The following is a 17764-nucleotide window of genomic DNA, read 5'->3' as shown; positions in this document are numbered from 1 at the left end:
TCGATACCAATGAGTTCAGAGACGAACGCGGACGCTGTGGAGGAATCGACATCGAAGTGTGGCGGCGCGACCGAGACGGAGTCTGCCTCGAGTTCGACGAGTTCGGATTCGAAATACGGTGCGTCGAGCGACGAAACGTCATCGAGCGATTCGGCGTGTGGTGCATCGGGTTCGGGTTCGACTTCGAGTTCAGCATCGGAATCGTCGTGCGGTGCCTCGAGCGACGACGGCTCTACCGAACAGGAAGTCGGGGCGACGATCGAGGACTTCGACGCCGAGCCCGGCCAGCTGACGGCCGTCGGCCTCGGTCCCGGTCAGCCGGAGGGGATGACCGAACGCGCGAAGACGGCGCTGCTCGAGGCCGAGCACATCGTCGGGTACACGACCTATATCGACCTCATTCCGGACGAGATCACCGCCGCGGCCGACGAACTCTACGACACGCCGATGTGCGGCGAAGTTTCGCGGACGGAAGAGGCGATCGACCGCGCGCTGGCGGGCAACGACGTGGCGATCGTCGGCAGCGGCGATCCGAACGTCTACGCGTTGGCCGGACTGGCGCTCGAGATCCTGGAGTCGAAGGGCGCGACCGCCTCGATGGTCGAGTTTGACGTGGTTCCGGGCGTTCCCGCGGCCCAGTCCTGTGCGGCCCGACTGGGTGCGCCGCTGGTCAACGACACGGTGTCGGTGTCGCTGTCGGATCACCTCGTGCCGATGCCCGAGATCGAGTCGCGCCTCCACGCGGTCGCGAGCGAGAACTTTACGATCACGATTTACAATCCCTGGAGCCGCAAGCGCCGCGACAACTTCCAGAAATGTTGTGAGATTCTGCTGACTCACCGCGATCCCGAGACGCCGGTTGGCATCGTCCACGGTGCGGGCCGCGAGGACGAGCAGGTGATGATCACCGACCTTGCTGAACTCGAAGACCTGGGCGAAAGCGAGATCATCGATATGACGACGACGATCGTCGTCGGGATCGAAGACACCTACGTCTGGGACGATCGGATGGTCACCCCGCGTGGGTACGAGACGAAGTACGACTACTGAGCGGTGCGGTTCGATTCCACTACCATGCCACGATACGACGTTATGATCGAAAAGGACGCCTGCGACGGCATCTTCGCCTGTCTGACCCGCGATCCGCGGTTCGTCGAGGGCGAGGACGGCCTCGCGACGGTCGATCCCGACGCGGACCCGGTCTACGACTGTGCGGGCGACGTTACCGACACGGCAGACCGCGTCGTCGCGACGTTCGACGACGACCGCATCGACGAGGCCAGACAGGCCGCTGCGGCCTGTCCGACCGATGCCATCGTCGTCGAGGCTGTCGATGCGGCCGAGTCGACCGAGGAGGTGGCCGAATGAGCGACGCGCAAGCCGACTCAGACGCCGCGTTCGACGACGAGTTCGAACTCGAGATATCATCCCCAGCGGACCCGCTCGCGGGCCATCCCGCGACGGCGTACTTCTGGGGGCACGTCGCCGGCAGCGGCGAGGTCGCTTCTGACGGAATCGAGGTCGTCACCTCCGATGAGACATCCGTACAGGTGCTCGCGGCCGTCGCGGGCGGCAATCTCGACCGCGAGACCGCGACACGTGAGTACGCCCACGACGCGTCGATCACCCGGACCGAGGAAGAGTTCACGCTCTCGATTCCCGCCGACGAGGGGACCATCCTCGGACGGGACAGCGTTCGTAGTCTTCCCGTCGACGGCCGGGGCAACTATCGCCTCGGCGCGTTCACGGACGACGATCGAGAACTCCTCCGCGGGCTGCTCGAGGGCTGTGGCACGATCTGTTTCAAGTCCTCGAGCGGGACCGTCGGCATCTCGTTCGTCCACGCGGACCGCGATCTGCTCGCGCTCGTCCGGGAACTGATCGCCGAGTGTCCGGTCGACGCACCCGTCGGCGAACTCGGCGACACGTCCTCGGGCGGCTACTGGTTCGGGGTCGACGACGCCGCTGCGTCCGCCTTCGGCACCTGGCTCTACGAGGACTGCGAGGAAACCGGCCTGTTCGCGCCGAGTCGGCGTCGAAAGCTCGAACGGAGCCTCGAACAGGCCACCGCGATCGACGACTAGGACCGCCACTACTGCTACCGCCACTGTCCGGTATCGAACCACCCGACGCAACGACACCAGCTACGATGAGCACACCCGACGAATCCCACATCGGCACGCCCCCATCCGTCGACGACGAGGCCATCCTCCTGATCGGCCACGGCTCCCGCCGCGAGAAATCGAACGACCAGGTGCGAAACCTGGCCGCCGCCCTCGAATCACGCCTCGATATCCCCGTTGACGCCGCGTTCCTCGAACTCGCCGCACCGGCGATCGACGAGGCGCTTGCCGAACTCGCCACGGTCACCTCGCGAGTGACGGTCGTCCACTGCTCGCTGTTCGCCGCGAGCCACGTCAAAAACGACGTGCCACTCGCGCTCGAGCAGGCCCGCGCTGAACTCGATATCCGGATCGACAACGGTGCACACCTGGGAATTCACCCGGCGATCATCGACCTCCTCGACGACCGGGCTGCGGCCGTCGAAGCTGAACTCGGCGTCGACCGGACGGAAGACGATGTCGCCGTTGTTCTCTGCGGTCGCGGCTCGAGCGATCCGGACGCCAACGGCGACGTGCACAAACTCGCACGATTGCTGTACGAGGGCCGCGAGTTCGCCCGCGTCGAGGCGACGTTCGTCGGCGTGACGGAGCCGACGCTCGAGGAGACCGTACACGGCGTGGCAAAGCACCGTCCCGACGCGGTCGTCGTGTTGCCGTACATGCTCGGCGACGGTGTTCTTACCCAGCGCGTTCGGGACCGGACGGCCGATTTCGACGCGGACTACCCCTACGTCGACGCGCTGGCCGGCGATCCCCTGGGAACGGACTCGCGGTTGCTCGACGTGTTCGCCGACCGGTGGCAGGAAGCCCGGACGGGGAGCGTCGAGATGTCCTGTGATACCTGCAAGTACAAGGTCGATCTCGAGGGCTACGAGGAGGACGTCGGCGGGGCGCGGGCCATGCTCCGCGCGCTGGCCCACCAGGAGGCACACGCCGACCGGGAGTCGGTCGCGGACGAGCCCCACACCCACGACGCGCCGGGGAAGCACGTCGCGGTCTGTACGAACCGGACCTGCGCCGAGATGGGGTCGCCGACGGTTCTCGAACGGCTCCGCCAGATGGCCCGCGATTCCGACCATTGTGACGCACGCATTACCCGCTCGTCCTGTCTGGGGCGGTGCGGCGACGGCCCGATGGTCGCGGTTTATCCGGACGGCATCTGGTACGGCGATGTCGACGCCACCGACGCCGAACGCATCGTTTCGTCCCACCTCGAACGGGACCGCATCGTGAGCGATCTCGTCGATCAGACGCTCTGAACGCGATTATACCATCCCAATACCACACCTATCTATGAGCTGTTACGAAATCGAAGCACTGAAACTCGGATTGATGAACGTCCTCGGTAGCGAGGATCGAAGCGCCCGCGAACACGCGGAGGCGGATCTCGAAGGCCATCTCGAGGGTCCAATCGAAGCGCTCGCGGAGGCGGAGTCCCTCTCGGCGATCGAGCGCCACCTCGACGCGGCCCTGGTCGACCTCGAGGAAGAAATCGCCGCGATGGACCCTGATGACCCCGAATACGACTACACGCGCGGCCGACTGCTCGCCGTCCGAGACGCCGAACGCGCCGTGCATCGGCTGACCGCACAGGGGCAGAGTATCCTCGACGGGCTCGGCGACGCCCACGACCTCCTTCACGAAACGTTTCCGGAGGACTAACGGTGGCAGAGCGCACCCACGGCTCCCGGCGCGTTTCCCTGGGCGAGATCGACAGCGCCCGGAGCCGACACATGTGGACCCGGTCGAGCGTCCACCTGACCGCCGATCTCGTTCTCGCGGGTCAGTGGGATGGCCGGCTCACCGCCTTCGACCGCGATTGCGATTCCCTCGATCCCAGGTGGGAGATTACGCATCCGGGCCACCCCGTCACGCTAGGCTCGCTCGAGGATGAACTCGTCGTCGGCAGCCGCGGCGAGGTCGGAACGATTGCAGCCTACGATCTCGCTACCGGCGAACGCCGATGGGCCTACGAGACTGCAACGGACATCGGTCCCCCGGCAAAGGACGGCATCTTCGCGCTGCCCTACGTCGTGGCTCTCGAAACGGACCCCGATCGAGGTGCGGTCTACGCGGTGGCTCGCCGCTACGAACGCGACGGGGCGGACCGACGGTGGCACAGTACCGTCTTCGCCTTCGACGCCGACGGTCGCGTTCGCTGGCGTTACGAAACCGACGCCTCACCGATTTCGATCGACGTAAACGAGGCAGGCGACCGCCTCGCAGTCGGCTACAATCGGTGCATGGGTTCCCACGATGTCGGTCTCGTCGTCCTCGATACCGGCTCCGGCGAGACGCGGTGGGACTGGGACCCCGGAACCGACGGTGACCGCCGCGTCGGTGACGTGTCCTTCGACGGACCGCATCTCGCGGTGGCGAGCCACGGCGACAAGCGCGGCTACCTGCTCGGCCCGGGCGGCGAGGAGCGCTGGCGACTCGATCTCGCGGTCGAAACTGAACTCGGCGACGAGACGCTGTACGCCTACCCCAACCACGTCTCCGCGATCGACGACCGCATCACATTCGCCACCGGGAATACGTACGCCAAGGAGAGCCGCGACACCGACTCGCTCCACCCGAACGAACACCAACTTACCGTCGTCGACGCGGCGGGCGATCCGCTCTGGAACGCCTCCCTCGATGGCTTCGCACACGAACTCACTACTGCGGACGACACCCTCGTCGTCCCCTGCGCACAGCACTTCCGAACGCGCGATTCGGCGGCCCACGGCGTTCGCCGATTCGACGCGGAAAATGGCCCGATCGAGGGCGTTCCCACTGACGGCATCGCGACTGCGGTCGCGGCTGACGAGCGAACGATTGCCGCCGTCGAGGAACCCGTCGCGTACCACGACGAAACCCAGGTTCGCGGCGAGTACGCGCTCCATACCATCCCACTCGATCGGTAATCACTCCCACTGTTTTTACCACGAACGGAACGCGTGATCGTAGTGTCCGCCGACCGGAACTCGGCGTCACTCCGAGCCGATTTTGATCGGTTCGTACGGCGTCTCAACGGGCGAATCAGCTGCTAGATAGCCGCTGGCATCGGCGGGATCGATCACCCACGACCAGATGGTCGAACGCGGATCACCGTCATCGCCGACGGGCCAACACATACCGGCGTCCGGGTTTCCCATCGCCGTTTGGAGGTCAGCGGGCGAGACGGGCCTCTCTTGGTCGGCGAACCACGCCTCAACTGTCTGCCTGCGCGCGCAGTCGTCGGGCGTCCGATCCGTCGATTGGTACGCCTCGCGCATCGACTCGGTGTGGAACTCCCGCGTTACGGAGACGTGATCGCCGCTCGGCCGGGTCGTTGTCACTCGGTTCGGGCTCGCCTCCACGAGCGCGATGTCCCCGGTCGCGTCGGCGGCGAGGAAATTGACGGTCGTCGCGTGCGGGATCGATTCGAGGAAACTGACAGCCTCCTCGGTGCTTTGGCACGAGTCGAGGACCGCGCGAATGGCGAGTTGCCACGGTATCCCCGGTTCGAACTCGTGCGGCGGTACTTCCGCGAAGCCGATCGCCAGTCCGGCCTCGTTCACGCCGTCACAGCGGCCGACGTACACACAGGAACACCCGATACTAGCGAACCCATCTGCGGGCGCTGTCCGGTATAGCGTCGAGAAGTCCCGAAAGGACGGAAAGAAATCGTGGTTGCGCCCGAAAAGAGGCGTCCCGGTGGCGGTACGCTCGCCCGAAACGGCGACGAGCGAACACCCGGCCTCGGCGTCTAACGCCAACGGGACGGCCGCGACGAGTTCAGCGTCGATACTGGTTGCGTCGGCGATGCCGCGAAGCTCTTCGAGGAGGAACGGGGCATGTTCTTCGACGTGGCTCGCACAGTCGCGTGCGAGCGCACGCCGTTCTTCGGGTGGATTGAGCGTTTCCGTTGCTGCGTCTGCAAGTGACCGGCCATCGTCCGTGAGCTGGGCCGCGTACTGTCGCCCCATCGCTTCGTACGGACCGGATAAGCAGTGGTGATGCATGTTGGGATTGATCCTTCTCGACCATGGTGGATAGTGTCGTCTCTCATGTTTGCGGCCTTTTATAAACTGCCCGCCGCCGGCGTCAACGTCCCACGGCTAGTTGGGCCCGTATGCTGCTGCCCATCTCGAGAACGGGGCGTCTCGACGACCGCACCCTCGCTAGCGCGTTCGAAACCGAACGGTGATGCCATCCGGATCGGCGACTGCGATACCGTCCTCGCCGTCGAGTTCAGTAACCGAGTGGTCGGTCTCGGCGAGTCGACGCCTGACTGAGTCGACTGCAACTTGGTCCGGAAGGCTGAACTCGAACCATGCTACCCCGCGGTGACGGGTGGTTACCGGCTGCGTTCGCGCGTTCCACGTGTTGACGCCAAGGTGGTGGTGATAGTCGCCCGCAGCGAGAAACAGTGCGGATTCCATTGCGGTCTGAACGCGGAGGCCGAGCGTCTCGCCGTAAAACGCTCGGGCTGCCGGCAGCGACGAGACCTCCAGGTGGACGTGGCCGATCGACGTTTCCGGCGGCGCGCTCGCCGCGCCGTTCGACGCGGCGGCAACCTCGTCGAGTTCGAGCGGTATCGTCCCGATGGCTATCGTCTCGTCGTCGTTGCGCGGCCACTCGGTCCGCGGCTTGTCCCAGTATATTTCGACGCCGTTGTCCTCGGGATCGCGGCAGTAGAGCGCCTCGCTCACGTAGTGGTCCGACGCGCCGGTCAGCGTCCATCGATCCCGGAGCCGATCGAGCGCCGCGCCGAGCGCCTCGCGTGTCGGGACCTTGAACGCAGTGTGAAAGAGCCCCGCTTCGTCTCGCTGCCGCGGCGGCGCGTCCTCGTTTTGCTCCAGTACGAGCAGCGCCGCGTCGACGGTTCCGAGAGTTGCTGTTGTCCCCGTTCGCGTGCGAACTGTGAGTCCGACCACGTCGCGATAGAACTCGACCATCGCCTCGAGCTCGGTCACGTCTAGTGCGACGCGGCCGATCCGCGTGGTATCCGGAACGGGTGGGCCGTCTGTCATTGTGTCTGATGGGACCTCCATGATCTTCACGGTTGCCTGCGAGGCGATTCGTCGGTGATCGTCTCGCTGCGATGAGCATTCCTTGCTGACGATTCGACCAAGCGCGTCGGTATTCGTCTACGCCTCTGGGATCGCTCCCGACTCCCGGAGCCGTTCGATTTCGGTCGCGTCGAGCCCAGCCTCGCGAAGGAGGGACGCAGTGTCAGCGCCATGGTCGGCGACGGCTGTTGCCGACTCGTCGTGATCGATATCGCTTCCGCGCGCCGGTAATCCGACGAACGGCGGCCCGTCCGCCGGCCGTCGCACGTACCCGCGAGCCTCGATCTGCGGATGGTCGACCGTTTCGGCCGGCGTGTAGACACCGCCGACGGCCGCGTCGATTCCGTCGAAGAACTCGACCCACTCGTCCCGCGTTCGCTCGGCGAACAGGGTTTCGAGTTCTTCGTGGAGCGCCTTGCGTTCGGCCGGGTCGCTCGTCGCGTGGAGTTCGATCCACTCCTCGCGGCCGACGGCGTCGCAGAAGGCCGTCCAGAAGTGGGGTTCTAACGCGGCGAGCGTCACGTAGCCTTCCTTGGCCGCGTAGATGCCGTACCAGGGGTATCGTCCGGTAAGCGGCGTTTCGCCCGGCCGCGGGTTTGCTTTGCCGAGCGCCCGCGGCGCGACGGCCTGCGAGAAGGACACGGCGGCATCGGTCAGGGAGATGTCGATGTATTCCCCGTTGGTGGCCCCGAGTTCGCGGGAGAGGACGGCGCTGACGATGGCGAGTGCGCCGAACAGCCCGCCGCCGATATCCGCGATCTGATAGCCGGGTATCCGCGGGGCTTCGGCGTCGGAGTCGCGAGTCATATCTAGTAACCCGGCGAGACCGACGTAATTCAGGTCGTGTCCGACGCGGTCGCTGTACGGGCCGTTCTGCCCGTACCCCGACAGCGAGCAGTAGACGATTTCGGGGTTGACCTCGCGAACGTCCTCGTAGCCGATCCCCAGCCGATCGACGACGCCCGGTCGAAACTGTTCGACGACGACGTCGGCGGTCGTTGCGAGTTCGAGGAAGGCGTCGCGACCGCCGTCGCGTTTCAGATCCAGCGCGACGCGTCGTTTGCCGCGGTTGATCGCTTCGAGTTCCGGTCCCGCTTCGTCGTCGTCCCCGGGTCGTTCGATCCGAATGATCTCTGCACCCATGTCTGCAAGCAGCTGCGTTCCGTACGGTCCAGGGAGCAACCGACTCAGATCGAGCACGCGGAGTCCATCGAGGTGCATGCCGAGACCAATACCGCGAACGCGTATAATTGACCGCCTCTGGCCGCTCGTCGCGACCGTATTCCGTTCGGTCGCGATGCCGAGGAATCGCCTTTCGTCGTCACGCTTCGGCTTCGAAACCGCCGGTGGCGAGGATGCGATCGACCCGTGGTGTCGGTGTTCCCGCAGTTCGCGTTCAGGGTGCGAGAATCGCGTCCATGAGCTTTGTCTGCGTGGCGGCGAGGTGTTCGGTGAACGTCGAGCGGGCGATACCGAGTTCGTCGGCGACTTCGGTGGCGTTCGCGCCCTTTGGGTACGCGAAGTATCCCATCTCGTGGGCCGTTTCGATGATTTCTCGCTGTCGAGCCGTCAGAACGTCGCGATCGACGATGGTCGGATTTCCCGACACCTCTCCGTGATCTTGAGCGAGATCTTCGACGAGTACGCCGTCAAATCGAGCCCGCAGTTCGTCGACGATCTCGACGACATCCTCGAGTTCGAGTGTCCGAAACGACAGCAGTAACGAACCATCCTGGGCCCGGACCGACGAGATCGGCGTGCCGGTGTCTTCGATGACTTCGCACGCACAGTTGACCTCCGACTCGCGCTCGAACCGATAGATTGCGGTACAGTCGGTTTCCTGGATCGGCGTTAGCTCGCGGTCCGAACGCAGGTCGTCGTTCTCGATGGTCGTGCCGGCGTCGATTCCGAACTCTTCGGTGACGGTCCCGTCGGTTCGCTTCGAGCGCGTCCGCGTCACCGAACTGATGGGCTCGTCGACGGTTTCGGACACCTCGGCGACCGGGCACCTCGCAGGAGCGTGGACGACGACGGTCGCTCGAAACCCTGGCATATGCGGGACTACATTCTTGGGGTGAATAACCGGTTCCCGCGATTCCCGCCGAGTGAAAACACGCCTCGGTAGTGTCCGGCGGTATTCGACCGCGTTGGTCGATACGTGCCGGGCGTTCGCACTGGTGGGTTTTTCGAGAGTCTTTCGCCGATAAGTGGGTCCACCGCGCCGTGAGACGCTGGTGCAGTTCTCCGTCGGCGCGTTTCGGATTTCGAACTCGGAAGTCGTATTCGACGCTCTGTTCACCGCTATTGCTGTTCGAACGTCGTACTCAAGACCTCGGTTACGATCTTCTTCTCGGCCTTCTGGAGGTGGTCCGATACGGTGTTTGGCGCGCATCCGAGTCGATCGGCTATCTCTCGGTGGGTGGTCTCGCGCGGCCGCTCGTAGTATCCGAGGTCGAACGCCGCGAGCATCGCTTCCCGCTGACGGTCGCTGAGCAGCGAGAGGGGCGTTTCGTACCCCCGATCGAACTCGCCGATTGCGTCGATCTCCACCGTGATATCCTCCGGGAACCGACCGATCGCCCGCTGCAACGCGGCCGAAGTACCGACTATACGCGCCCGAACACGCTCATCGCGGTAGACAATTGGTTTCACGACGACGAGTTGTTCCTGGGTGATCGCCTCGAAGGCTTCCCGTTGCAGGGGGGCCGTTGACGGGGCGAGCGTGACGAGGAGATTGAATCTGCCGTTCGTTACGGGTGCCGTCTCGATCGCGTGGACACCCTCCGAATCAGCCAGCGCAGCGTGAATTCGATCCGCGTTTCCGTCCACCTCGAAGAGTTCAGTCGGTCTCCCGTGTGGGTCGGTATTCAGCGCGACGAGACGTGCTTCGGTCGCGTGTGAAGACCCCGCCAGCACGCGGAAGGATTCGGGGACGGTTTCGGAATCCGGTGTCGCGGTTAGGTGGACGCATTTCACAGACGACGGTGTGCGATACCGTAACTTAAATACCACGACTATACCCGCCAGTAGCGCTTCCCATGTGCGGGTCGAACGCCTTCGTATGGCGATGGCCGAATCGAGGGTCGTTGTGTCGACCGGTGCCGAGAGAATCTCCGAGACGAAATCGAATGCAAACCATGAACGGTCGGGCGGACGAACGCAATCAGCGTTCCCAAGCCAGGTGAGCTGAATGGAGGCGATTCGAACCGACGCGACTACCGCGGCGTACACCGTCTCGTTCGAGGACGACGCCGCGACGGACCCGTCCGTAACTGGGGGTAAAGGAGCAAATCTCGCCCTGCTGGTCGATGTGGACTTCGCCATTCCGTCCGGGTTTTGTGTGACGACGGCTGCGTATCGAGCGCTCGTTGACGATGCCGACGTTCGACGAGCGATCGCGGCGGTAGCGGATCTCGATCTGGCGGACGCAGACGGCATCAGTGATCGGTGTGCCACAGTTAGAGAGCGGATTACGAACGCACAATTCCCCGACCCGGTAAGACGAGCAATCGAAGAAACGCTGGCGGAGCGGTCGACGGATGCGGTTGCGATACGATCGAGCGCAACGGCCGAGGATTTACCGACCGCGTCGTTTGCGGGACAACACGAGACGTTCCTCGGCGTGCACGATCGCAAGGCGATTTTCGACCGGATCCGTGACTGCATGGCGAGCCTGTTTACCGAACGCGCCGTCTCGTACCGGCTCGAGAACGATATCTCTCACACTACCGTCGCGATGGCGGTGGTCGTCCAAGCGGTCGTGGAACCGGAGGCGGCCGGCGTTCTCTTCACCGCCGATCCCGTCTCTGGCAATCGCCGCGTCGCATCGGTCGACGCGAACTACGGTATCGGGGACACGGTCGTTTCCGGCGACGTCTCGCCCGATAACGCCCGCGTTGATCGACGAACCGGTGACATACTCGAGTACGAAATCGGTGACAAGCGCAACACCCTTCATCTGCGCGCGGGTCGAGACGGGACCGAGTCGGTAGCGACCGAACCGGATCGACGGAACTCACGCGTTCTTTCGGACGCGCAACTGCGTGAACTTGTTGAACTCGGGGATCGAGTCACCGACGTGTTCGATAGTCAGCAGGACATCGAATGGGCGATCGTCGACACCGAAATCCTCTTGCTCCAGTCACGCCCGATCACGTCGCTGTACCCGCTGCCGTCGCCGGTTCCGGATGACGACCGAATCCACCTCTATTTCAGCATCGGACACCAGCAAGCGATGGCAGAGGCGCTCCCACCGCTCGTCGTCGACTGGGTACGGGAGATGCTCGAGAACTCCGCAGCCCGTCTTCGCTCCGGGGATTCTACCGCCCCGTTTACGGCGGCGGCCGGACATCGGGTGTACATCGATCTCAATCCCCTGCTCGACAACGGCCTCTCACGACCGGTCGCCGTTCGCCTCCTCGGTGCGATGAGCGAGCCAGCGGCGACGACAGTTGAGGACTGTCTTGCGGAACGGCGAGAACGAGAGACCGCCGAGAAACGAAACCGACTCGACGGCGCGGTATCGGTTGGTCGTGCACTCCGCCGTCTCGTTCCGGTCATCGGTCCGGCCGCACCGACGGTGCTCGGCCGCTTCGTCCGGCCGTTCGTCTGCGGTCCGCCGGACCCCGAACACGTACGCCACCGCGTCGAACTGCAAGGCGAGCGGATGGCGGACCGGATTACGCAACCGTCCTCACAGGCGGCCCGCGTTCGACACGCGTTCGACGCGGTCGACCACGGGACGCTCGTCGCAACCGTCGGCAGCCAGTCGATGCCGCTGCTCCTCGCCGGACTCCTCTCCGGCGCGATTCTCGGGCGGCTCTTTCCGGACGCGGAGGACGAACTCGACGCCCTCGGAAAGGGATTCGACGACGAGATCGCAACCCAGATCAACCAGCGGCTGAACGACGTGACCGATATCGCTCGCACCCATCCCGACGTGGCCGACGCGCTCACCGCCGGAGACTCGCTATCCGAAATAGAACGCGTCGATGGCGGGGACGAGTTCACAGCCGCGTTCACCGCGTTTCTCGACGACTTCGGCTCCCGAGCGAGCAGCGAAATAGACCTCAGCCGCCCCCGCTGGAAGGACGATCCCGAGTTGCTTCGCAAAACGATCCGCAGTTCCCTCTCGGGAAGCGACGACCTCGACCACCGCGAGCACCTTGCGCAGTTGAAAGCGGATGCCGAGCGCGCGGCCGCCGAACTCGAAGCACGCGCTGGACGCGGCCTTCTGGGTCCGCTCCGAAAGCCCGTCGTGTCACGACTGCTCCGAGTCTATCGTGGCGGGATCCAACTTCGGGAACATCACAAGCACGGCGTCACTCGCTTTCTCACCGCCGCTCGCGATGTCTTCACCGAGGCGGGGGACTCGCTCGCCGCAGACGGTCGGATAGACCAGCCTGATGATGTCTGGTTCCTTCGCAAAGACGAACTCCTCGCCGCGCTCGAAGACGATTCCCCAATCGATGTCGATATCGAAAAGCGACGCCGCGCGTACAATCGGGACGCGTCTCTGACTGCTCCGCCGATTCTCACTAGCGACGGGGAAACTCCGGCGGTGACGGCGGCGATCGAACCGACGGGGCACGAACTCGTCGGAACGCCGGTTTCGTCTGGCATCGTCGAGGGTCCCGCTCGAGTGGTGACCGATCCGTCCGAGGAGTCCCTCGAAAACGGCGACATTCTCGTCGCTCCGTCGACCGATGTGGGGTGGACGCCGCTGTTCCAGAACGCGGCCGGGCTCGTGATGGAAGTCGGCGGCCGGATGACACACGGTGCGCTGGTCGCCCGAGAATACGGGATTCCCGCTGTCGTTTCGGTTTCGGACGTAACGGCCGAAATCCAGAGCGGGGAGCGAGTTCGCATTGATGGGAGTCGGGGAACGGTTGAACTCCTCGATCGGACTGATGCCGACGATCCGACGACGGCTGCTCGCTCCAGCGGTCCCGGTGACCCCCGGCGCTAATCTCGGTGTCGGTGTCTGTGTCTGTCACTCGAAAGTCGCGATTACGGGCCGAGTTGCGGCGGCGGTCGCGGTGGTTTGTTCCGACGGTACCGGTGGTCGTGGTGGTCGTCTCGACACTCGCCGGCAACTCGGCTGACCGCCGCGATCCGAGTTCAGTCCGGTGAACTCGTCTCGCAGGGGATCAATTCGGCCCGTCTCGTTCGGTGCGGGTGGCGGTGCCGGTGCCGGGATCGGAATCGGGAGAGGGATCCGGCGGAGCGACGCGACAGCCGCAGGGACCGGCGATGGCTTCGCCGGGGCCGATCATGATTTTCCGCGCGATCGGCGTCCCGCAGCGAGGACAGCGCGGGAGGGTGCACTGGTCGAATCGGTCGGACTGGCCGGGGTCGTCCCCGCCGTCACTACCATCGACGGGGTTGTCAGCGTCGTCGCTCATCCCAACTGACACCTCGTCACTCTCGTAATTCGGCAGGAGATACCTGCTGCTGATCGAATTGAGCGATGCATCAGTCGNGCGTCGTCGCTCATCCCAACTGACACCTCGTCACTCTCGTAATTCGGCAGGAGATACCTGCTGCTGATCGAATTGAGCGATGCATCAGTCGTGCGGGATGTTTATATCCCGTGAGAATGTACGCAATCATGGCTGCAAGCCTACTCGGCTGGAAGCCACGTCTCGGATGTCTCCAGCATCCGGGGCATTTCATGCCCGTTTAATGGCTTCCGTCCTAATTGTTGATTGGTAGTGACTTATATCTACCGCCGAGCGACGGGAAGGAGAGCGCTCTCGAAGCGCTCGGATGTCGTGGAATCGGTACACGGCAGGGAAGACCGCCTCGGGATTTCGATCAGTAGCGGATTGATCCGCTCGTCACTCACCGCATGGGACAGTGCGATACGAGCGGGCGAATGCCCCGTGTCGCGACCGTGGTTGCGACGAGGATACTGAACTTTGCTGAATCCGATAACGTATGCGATGATTTCGCTCGGTAGGGGCCGGCGGTTCGTCAATCCACGGATCCGCCGGCGAACGCATCCCCGGGCGCAATTTCTCCCTCCGTCAGGTAACACTGGGGATCGGGAGCGAAGAGATCGTCTTCGACCGCGAGTGCGCGCAACCGGGACGCCCCGCGACAGATCGATCGATACCGGCACTCGGCACACCGTCCAGTAAGATGGGTCTCGCGCTCGCGAAGCGCTCGCAACAGCGGGTTCGTCTCGTCCTCCCAGAGTTCACCGAACGGCCGATCCCGGACGTTGCCGAGACTGTACCCCTGCCAGAACTGCGTCAGGTGCACGTTGCCACAGTAGTCGACGTCCGCGATCCGCTCGCCGGTGGGGTCGCCGCCGTTGCGTTCGAGATAGTCGCGGACCGTTCGCGCTCGCGCGTCGCCGAAGCGCTCGCTCGCGTACTCGACGAGGAACGCCGCATCCGCGTAGTTACCGACGAGTAGCGTCTCGATCTCTTCGCCGTCGTCGTGGTACTCGAGGGTGAGCTCGCAGAGTCGCTCGATAGCCGCCCGCCGCTCGGTCGGCGTGAGGTCGGCGTCGACGAGTTCAGCGCCGCGGCCGCCGTAGTCGAGGTGATAGAAGCAAAACCGATCGAGGCCCACGTCTACGAGCAAGTCGATGACGGCCTCGAGATCTCCCGCGTTAGCGCTGGTGATCGTGTATCGAAGCCCGGTTTTGAGACCCGCGTCGAGACAGTGCTCGATGCCGCGGACGGCGGCGTCGAACGCCCCTTCCCTTCCGCGAAAGCTATCGTTTCGTTCGGGACGCCCGTCGACCGAGATACCCGCGTACTGCAGGCCCGCGTCTCGAAGCGCAGCCGCGCGTTCGGCCGTGATCAGCGTTCCGTTCGTCGAGAGCACGGGCCGAAGCCCCGCGTCGGCCGCGTACGCGACGAGTTCCTCGAGGTCGTCGCGAACCAGCGGTTCGCCGCCGGAAAACAACACCACCGGGACGCCGTAGTCGGCGAGTTGGTCGAGAAATGCCGTTCCTTCCGCCGTGGTGAACTCGCCGGGTGCGGGTTCGTCTTCGGCCGCCGCATAACAGTGCGAGCAATAGAGGTTGCACTGCCGGGTGGTGTTCCAGACGACGACCGGCCGTCGCTGCTTTCGCTCGGTGATCTGGTGCGTATTCGACTCGTCGGCCGCGTCGTACCGCAGTCCGTCACCCTCGGCGTCGAGGTTACAGAGGAGTTTGCTTATCGAGATCATACGTCGTTCACCGAGGTTCGCCGATGGTTTCCTCGTGACTGCGCGGTTCGACCGCCTGCTCGGAGTCATCCGAACGGTTCTCGACACCGCTCTTCCGGCCGCTCGTTCCCGACTCGCGGCCCGTATCGGTTTCGTCCCTTTCGTCTCTCCCGTCCGTCTCAGGGAATGCACTCGTTGTGAAGCGTTCGACGGCGTCGGCCGGGCAGAGCCACACATCGACGGCGTACCAGCCGAACAAGCGGGTAGCGTGTTCGTGCGCCTCGGCTGCGCTGTGGGCTGCAACGCTCCCGACGTGGCGAAGCGGATCCGTCTCCGAATCGCGGACGAACACCTCCCACTGCGGAACCGGAGATCCACGGTCAGTTCGTTCGACTCGCTCTCGTCTCGCTTTCGCTACCATATGCGATCCTTTCGCAGTTTATCGAAGGCTGTTCTGCTAACTCCCATGCCGTGAGAAATTCGTGAACTCGTTCGGCGATTAGTTCATGTACCCGGCGCGCTCTAGTCGCTAGTTCCGTCCGATTTGGAACCCGTCGAACGCCCATATCCCGTCTGAACCGGACAGCCGAGCGTGAGCGCGATCTCGGCGCACTGCCACCCGACCAGTAGCTAACCAGCAGTCGAGACGGACCGCACTAGCCAGATTGAATAGCGGCGTTCAGCGTAGTCTACATGCTATGACGACGCTCGATGTTAGAGAGTTACCGCCGGCGGACCGCCATCCGAAAATCCACGCGGTGTTCGACGAACTCGATCCGGGAGAGACCCTCACGCTCGTCAACGACCACGAGCCGAAACCGCTGTTTTACGAGTTCAAGGCGGAAGTCGATGCGTTCGATGCCGACGGCTATACCGTCGAACGGGTCGATGCGGAGCAGTTCGTCGCCGAGTTTCCAAAGCGGGCGGATTGCGACTAGCGCCGCCACGGAGACCGGCGGGGAACGTCTTCTTGGTCACGTCCCGAGTCGTGTGAGACGCGTTCGAGCGAGTCGCGCTGAGAAGGCGTCACCGATCAGGTGGAAAACGTTTGCTCGGGGAGGGGGCCATCGTACCCGTCCGGAACGTACGCACAGAGCGGGTCGCTGGCGAGCGCGTCGCCGGTGTACGCGAACGCCCGCGAGCGGCTGCCGCCACAAACGTGGCGGAACTCGCAGCTGCCGCACTTCCCGGTGAGCGCGTCCGGATCTCGGAGCCGTTGGAAGCGGTCTCCTCGCCTGTAGACTTCGACGAGAGACTCGTTTCTGACGTTTCCGGCGGCTGCCGGCAGGAACCCGGAGGGATAGATATCTCCCGTGTGGCTCACGAACGCGAATCCGTCACCAGCGGTAATGCCGGTCCGGCGACCGATTCCGTCGGCCGACGGTTCCGCCGTCGCCGATCGGCGTCGCTGGAGGGCAACGCGTCGATAGTGGGGTGCCTCCGTCGTCTTGACGCCGAACGACGATGCCGATGCGACGTCGACGAGCCACTCCATCACGCGTTCCGCACGCGCCGGCGAAAGCGGATCGAGAACTCGTCCGCGTCCGATCGGGACCAGGAAGAATACCGACCAGAGCACGGCATCGAGTTCGGATACGAGGTCGCGAACGGCCGGGAGCTGGTCGACGGTCTCGGCGCAGACGGTCGTGTTGATCTGGAGCGGGAGATCGGCCCGCCGGGCGGCCTGTGCGGCCGCGAGCGTCCGTTCGAAACTGCCCCGTTCATTCCGAAATCCGTCGTGGGAGACAGCAGATCCGCCGTCGATGCTCAGCGCGATCCGGCGGAGCCCCGTTTCGGCGAGCGTTCGGATGTGCGCTTCCGTCAGGGAGGCTGTCCCGCTGGGCGTCATCGTCATCCTGAGCCCTTTCTCGACCCCGTATTCGACTAACTCGAGCGTATCCGTGCGATACAACGGATCGCCACCCGACAGGACGACGAGCTGTCCCGATCCGAAGCGACGAGCGTCGTCGAGGAGCCGTTTCCCTTCTTCGGTCGTGAGCTCGTCCGGGTGGCGACACGGCGTCGCTTCCGCCCGGCAGTGCTTACAGGCCAACTCGCACGCCTGGGTCACCTCCCAGATGAGAACGAACGGACGCCGGCTCGTGTCTACATCCGCCGGTCGCATCCGTCCTCCCTCGACGAGATTGAATTCCGTCGGAGCGTTGCCGTCGCGTCCGGCGCTCGGACGCGAGATTCCGCTTGCGGCACACGCCGCGATTCCCGGTCGAGTGTGCGTTGCCGCGGCGAGCAGCGATTGCCGCGACTGTCCGCGATACTCCGTCCGTAAACTGTGTCGCCGGCCACCTTACGGTCGCGATACCGGTCGGCCGGACCGCGATGGGTCACGTCTCGTTCGTCCATCACGTACTATCCTGGAGGGTACTCACAAAGACGTATCCGCGAACGTATTCGGAGCGTATGCTCTGCCGTCTGTGT

The 17764-nt window shown here is 64.3% G+C and carries 17 protein-coding genes; 8 read left to right on the top strand and 9 right to left on the bottom strand.

The annotated features are described in order from the left end of the window. Positions 1–9 precede the first annotated feature (9 nt). From cobJ to C484_RS01880, 6 genes are all read left to right on the top strand, one after another. Positions 10–1050, top strand: a complete 1041-nt coding sequence (cobJ, locus tag C484_RS01905) for a precorrin-3B C(17)-methyltransferase (protein ID WP_006824291.1) — start codon at positions 10–12, stop codon at positions 1048–1050. A gap of 24 nt (positions 1051–1074) precedes the next feature. Continuing rightward, positions 1075–1368 (top strand): ferredoxin, encoded by a 294-nt coding sequence (locus C484_RS01900; protein ID WP_006824290.1) that lies wholly within the window; start codon positions 1075–1077, stop codon positions 1366–1368. Next, entirely contained in the window at positions 1365–2084 is a 720-nt protein-coding gene (locus C484_RS01895) for a hypothetical protein (RefSeq protein WP_006824289.1), read from the top strand. The genes C484_RS01900 and C484_RS01895 overlap by 4 nt, the downstream gene beginning before the upstream one ends. A 65-nt stretch (positions 2085–2149) precedes the next feature. Continuing rightward, positions 2150–3382, top strand: coding sequence for a CbiX/SirB N-terminal domain-containing protein (locus C484_RS01890; RefSeq protein ID WP_006824288.1), 1233 nt, complete (start codon positions 2150–2152; stop codon positions 3380–3382). Positions 3383–3416: 34 nt separating this feature from the next. Beyond that, positions 3417–3785 carry a DUF3209 family protein gene (locus C484_RS01885; protein ID WP_006824287.1) on the top strand — a complete coding sequence of 123 codons (369 nt, stop codon included), beginning with the start codon at positions 3417–3419 and terminating at the stop codon, positions 3783–3785. A gap of 71 nt (positions 3786–3856) precedes the next feature. Then, positions 3857–5032: an outer membrane protein assembly factor BamB family protein gene (locus C484_RS01880; protein ID WP_006824286.1), complete on the top strand. Its 1176-nt coding sequence runs from the start codon at positions 3857–3859 to the stop codon at positions 5030–5032. 66 nt (positions 5033–5098) lie between these two features. On the opposite strand, the gene C484_RS01875 is transcribed toward C484_RS01880, so the two are convergent. From C484_RS01875 to C484_RS01855, 5 genes are all read right to left on the bottom strand, one after another. Continuing rightward, positions 5099–6112 carry a C45 family autoproteolytic acyltransferase/hydolase gene (locus C484_RS01875; RefSeq protein ID WP_275040103.1) on the bottom strand — a complete coding sequence of 338 codons (1014 nt, stop codon included), beginning with the start codon at positions 6110–6112 and terminating at the stop codon, positions 5099–5101. Between the two features lie 159 nt (positions 6113–6271). After that, positions 6272–7123, bottom strand: coding sequence for a VOC family protein (locus C484_RS01870; protein ID WP_006824284.1), 852 nt, complete (start codon positions 7121–7123; stop codon positions 6272–6274). 117 nt (positions 7124–7240) lie between these two features. Continuing rightward, positions 7241–8383 carry a CaiB/BaiF CoA transferase family protein gene (locus tag C484_RS01865; protein ID WP_006824283.1) on the bottom strand — a complete coding sequence of 381 codons (1143 nt, stop codon included), beginning with the start codon at positions 8381–8383 and terminating at the stop codon, positions 7241–7243. Between the two features lie 175 nt (positions 8384–8558). Continuing rightward, a complete protein-coding gene (locus C484_RS01860) occupies positions 8559–9215 on the bottom strand; it encodes a helix-turn-helix domain-containing protein (protein ID WP_006824282.1) in 657 nt (218 codons plus the stop codon). 248 nt (positions 9216–9463) lie between these two features. Continuing rightward, positions 9464–10138 (bottom strand): helix-turn-helix domain-containing protein, encoded by a 675-nt coding sequence (locus C484_RS01855; RefSeq protein ID WP_006824281.1) that lies wholly within the window; start codon positions 10136–10138, stop codon positions 9464–9466. 214 nt (positions 10139–10352) lie between these two features. On the opposite strand from C484_RS01855, the gene C484_RS01850 reads away from it, so the two are divergent. Then, on the top strand, positions 10353–13130 hold the full coding sequence (locus tag C484_RS01850) for a PEP/pyruvate-binding domain-containing protein (protein WP_006824280.1): 2778 nt from the start codon (positions 10353–10355) through the stop codon (positions 13128–13130). Between the two features lie 181 nt (positions 13131–13311). Here the strand turns inward: C484_RS01850 and C484_RS01845 are convergent, their stop codons facing one another. The 3 genes from C484_RS01845 to C484_RS01835 form a co-directional block, all read right to left on the bottom strand. After that, entirely contained in the window at positions 13312–13566 is a 255-nt protein-coding gene (locus C484_RS01845; protein ID WP_006824279.1) for a hypothetical protein, read from the bottom strand. Between the two features lie 571 nt (positions 13567–14137). After that, entirely contained in the window at positions 14138–15349 is a 1212-nt protein-coding gene (locus C484_RS01840; protein WP_006824278.1) for a TIGR04347 family pseudo-SAM/SPASM protein, read from the bottom strand. Positions 15350–15356: 7 nt separating this feature from the next. Beyond that, on the bottom strand, positions 15357–15749 hold the full coding sequence (locus tag C484_RS01835) for an Htur_1727 family rSAM-partnered candidate RiPP (protein WP_006824277.1): 393 nt from the start codon (positions 15747–15749) through the stop codon (positions 15357–15359). 277 nt (positions 15750–16026) lie between these two features. Between C484_RS01835 and C484_RS01830 the strand changes: the two genes are divergently transcribed. After that, the gene (locus C484_RS01830) at positions 16027–16266 is read left to right on the top strand and encodes a DUF2249 domain-containing protein (protein ID WP_006824276.1); all 240 of its coding nucleotides are present in this window, start codon (positions 16027–16029) and stop codon (positions 16264–16266) included. Between the two features lie 95 nt (positions 16267–16361). Here the strand turns inward: C484_RS01830 and C484_RS01825 are convergent, their stop codons facing one another. After that, complete coding sequence (locus C484_RS01825) at positions 16362–17453, bottom strand: TIGR04053 family radical SAM/SPASM domain-containing protein (RefSeq protein WP_006824275.1); 1092 nt, start codon at positions 17451–17453, stop codon at positions 16362–16364. Positions 17454–17764: the final 311 nt, after the last annotated feature.

Source organism: Natrialba taiwanensis DSM 12281, from assembly GCF_000337595.1.
GTDB lineage: Archaea > Halobacteriota > Halobacteria > Halobacteriales > Natrialbaceae > Natrialba > Natrialba taiwanensis.
Note: the sequence above shows the minus strand (reverse complement) of the source record. Positions and strands in the feature narration are given on the sequence as shown.

Bases quoted from the DNA above. Each gene is read 5' to 3' on its own strand.
- cobJ (WP_006824291.1), top strand. From the start codon at position 10: ATGAGTTCAGAGACGAACGCGGACGCTGTGGAGGAATCGACATCGAAG.
- C484_RS01900 (WP_006824290.1), top strand. From the start codon at position 1,075: ATGCCACGATACGACGTTATGATCGAAAAGGACGCCTGCGACGGCATC.
- C484_RS01895 (WP_006824289.1), top strand. From the start codon at position 1,365: ATGAGCGACGCGCAAGCCGACTCAGACGCCGCGTTCGACGACGAGTTC.
- C484_RS01890 (WP_006824288.1), top strand. From the start codon at position 2,150: ATGAGCACACCCGACGAATCCCACATCGGCACGCCCCCATCCGTCGAC.
- C484_RS01885 (WP_006824287.1), top strand. From the start codon at position 3,417: ATGAGCTGTTACGAAATCGAAGCACTGAAACTCGGATTGATGAACGTC.
- C484_RS01880 (WP_006824286.1), top strand. From the start codon at position 3,857: ATGTGGACCCGGTCGAGCGTCCACCTGACCGCCGATCTCGTTCTCGCG.
- C484_RS01875 (WP_275040103.1), bottom strand. From the start codon at position 6,112: ATGCATCACCACTGCTTATCCGGTCCGTACGAAGCGATGGGGCGACAG.
- C484_RS01870 (WP_006824284.1), bottom strand. From the start codon at position 7,123: ATGACAGACGGCCCACCCGTTCCGGATACCACGCGGATCGGCCGCGTC.
- C484_RS01865 (WP_006824283.1), bottom strand. From the start codon at position 8,383: ATGCACCTCGATGGACTCCGCGTGCTCGATCTGAGTCGGTTGCTCCCT.
- C484_RS01860 (WP_006824282.1), bottom strand. From the start codon at position 9,215: ATGCCAGGGTTTCGAGCGACCGTCGTCGTCCACGCTCCTGCGAGGTGC.
- C484_RS01850 (WP_006824280.1), top strand. From the start codon at position 10,353: ATGGAGGCGATTCGAACCGACGCGACTACCGCGGCGTACACCGTCTCG.
- C484_RS01845 (WP_006824279.1), bottom strand. From the start codon at position 13,566: ATGAGCGACGACGCTGACAACCCCGTCGATGGTAGTGACGGCGGGGAC.
- C484_RS01840 (WP_006824278.1), bottom strand. From the start codon at position 15,349: ATGATCTCGATAAGCAAACTCCTCTGTAACCTCGACGCCGAGGGTGAC.
- C484_RS01835 (WP_006824277.1), bottom strand. From the start codon at position 15,749: ATGGTAGCGAAAGCGAGACGAGAGCGAGTCGAACGAACTGACCGTGGA.
- C484_RS01830 (WP_006824276.1), top strand. From the start codon at position 16,027: ATGACGACGCTCGATGTTAGAGAGTTACCGCCGGCGGACCGCCATCCG.
- C484_RS01825 (WP_006824275.1), bottom strand. From the start codon at position 17,453: ATGCGACCGGCGGATGTAGACACGAGCCGGCGTCCGTTCGTTCTCATC.